1 protein-coding gene is annotated in these 583 nt (G+C 63.1%); it reads right to left on the bottom strand.

Translation table 11 applies throughout. The features are described from left to right. A partial coding sequence (locus AC1DT3_RS23655) for a VOC family protein (RefSeq protein ID WP_477467583.1) occupies positions 1-429 on the bottom strand: 429 nt, incomplete at its 3' end. Positions 430-583: the final 154 nt, after the last annotated feature.

Below are 583 nucleotides of genomic sequence, written 5' to 3' on the forward strand. Positions count from 1 at the left end.
GTCCGAGCCGGTCCATGCCGGCTCGTTTTCCATGCCGGGGGTGCCGATCAACGCCAGTCCGGCGCCGTCCGGATCGCGAAAGGTCAGGACGCTCTGGCCGAAGCGCTTCTCCGGGGTGCCGTGAGAAACGCCTTTTCCGAGGAAACGGTGAGCCCAATATCCGATCGCAGATTCGGGAACGCGAAAGGCTGTCTCCTGCGTGAAGCCGACGCCGGCGCGGCCCGGGGCGACATGCGCCCACGGGAAGAACGTCAGGATCGTGCCCGGCGCGCCGCCATGGTCCCCGTAATAGAGGTGGTACGTGGTCGGATCGTCGAAGTTGACGGTCTTCTTGACCAGTCGGAGCCCGAGGACGCGCGTATAGAAATCCAGGTTGCGCGGCGCCGGACCGGAAATGCCAGTGATGTGATGAATGCCGTTGACCTGCACGATGTGATCCTCCGCAACTCGGGTGCCAGCCTGCAGATAAGCCGTGCTTCGTGAAGGGCGTAGGGTGGAAAGCGCGGGTTTGCGAGAATGCAAACTCGCCCGACCCGCCTGGCTCTCCCGTCCACACACTTGGAAAGTTTTCAGCAACCAAACC

This window comes from Microvirga sp. P4_G7, assembly GCF_056401005.1.